At 64.2% G+C, this 1,688-nt stretch carries 1 pseudogene; it reads right to left on the bottom strand.

The features are described 5' to 3' along the window. Positions 1 to 114: 114 nt before the first annotated feature. Positions 115 to 1,355 (bottom strand): annotated as a pseudogene (locus HIJ39_RS22745) (IS110 family RNA-guided transposase). Positions 1,356 to 1,688 lie beyond the last annotated feature (333 nt).

Here is a 1,688-nt window from a genome sequence, read left to right as displayed (position 1 = left end):
CAGGGCCAAAGACCCGCCGCGCCCGTGCGACTAGGTCATCATCCCCACCCGTCACCCGTTGAACCATGGCCCCTCCTGTGAAAAATATTCCGGTGATGGGCACCGCCGGTAGTGTTAACTGGCCTCGGGGGTGGCGGGTTCCACCGACACTCGATAGCCCAAGGCTTCGAGCCGCCGAATTTCCCGGCGCACCACGGCGTGCCGATCCCGCTCGTCAAAGTAGTTGGCGCCCAAGTCCTGATAGACGGTCCCCGGGGTGTTCAAGATCGCATACGCGGCGATCAGAATGTGGCGCCCCGTCGCCACGGCGGCGCGTTTCTTGCCCCGGCGACCCGCCAGTCGATGATACACCGCGCCTAGATAGGTCCGCGTTTTGCCGGCGGCATGCCCGCGCTTTGGGTCAAGGCGGCGCGCAACGCTTTGCTGCCCTTGCGCGTCCGCGTGGCCCGGACTTTCCCGGCACTTTCGTCTTGCCCCGGGCTGAAGCCCGCCCAGGAGACCAGGTGCCCCGCAGAGGGAAACCGTTGCATGTCCGGCCCGACTTCGGCAATAATGATCTCGGCAGTGCGACGCTCGACCCCGGGAATGGTTTGCAACCGGGTGAGGGCGTCGTCAAAATTTGCGAGCCGGGTGGCGATTTCCTCCGACAGGGCCACAATCTGGCGATCTAAAAAGGCCACATGCTGCAGCTGAACCCGGAGCATCAGGCGTTGATGGGCGTTCACCAAGCCGGTCAGGGCCGTGATGAGGGTCTCACGGGAGGCGCGGATGCGGGGATCCGCCAAGTCGGCTAACGCCGCGGGATCGGTGACGCCGTCCGCCAGGGCGGCCAGAATCCGCTGGCCCGTGACGCCCAGCACGTCACTGATGACGCTGCCCAGTTTGACATTCGCCCCTTCCAGGACCTTCTGAATGCGGTTGCTCTCCGTCGCCCGGGCTTGCTGGAGACTGGTCCGGTAGCGCACGATCTCCCGCAGCTCGCGCTGCGGCCGCGGTGGGATGTAACTGCCCTTCAACGCGCCGATCCGGAGCAACCCGGCGATCCACTGCGAATCTTGCACGTCGGTCTTGCGGCCGGGCATCCCCTTAATGTGCTGCGGATTCACGACCATGACGGCCTGAAAGGGATAGGCTTCCAACAGGTTCACGACCGGCTTCCAGTACACCCCGGTCGCTTCCATCGCCACGTGCGTGACGCCACAGGCCTGCAGCCAATCCGCCAACGCCAGCAGTTCGGGCGTGAGCGTGCCAAACGACCGGGTCTCGGTCACCGCGGGCGTCAGGACGGTCGCGACAATGACCTTCTTATGCACGTCGAGACCCGCCCCATGCGTCACTACGACATCTAAATCCATGTGTCTCACCTCATCGGGGGAAGATCCTCCGACAGCCTCGGAGCGACAGAGAACTCTCCTGTGCGTGCTCACCGATCGCCGGCGTGAGCCGGCGGAGTGGCAACAATCGGGGGTGCTCGACGAGGCCGGAACCCGTCTCCTTTGCGAGCTCGCAGCATCAGAGAAAATACGATCTCGGTCGGAGGTCGTCTTCAGCATAGCGCGGTCGCCCCCATTTTTCATTACCGTGGGTGCCCCGATTCCGGGGCATGGGCGTCTCCTTAGTCAAACAGGGCCCGCCGATCGATAAGGTCCGTGTCGGCTGGATCGTCGTCATCCTCGCTCAAATCCACC

It is taken from the genome of Sulfobacillus harzensis, from assembly GCF_012933365.1.
Lineage (GTDB): Bacteria > Bacillota > Sulfobacillia > Sulfobacillales > Sulfobacillaceae > Sulfobacillus_B > Sulfobacillus_B harzensis.
Note: the sequence above shows the minus strand (reverse complement) of the source record. Positions and strands in the feature narration are given on the sequence as shown.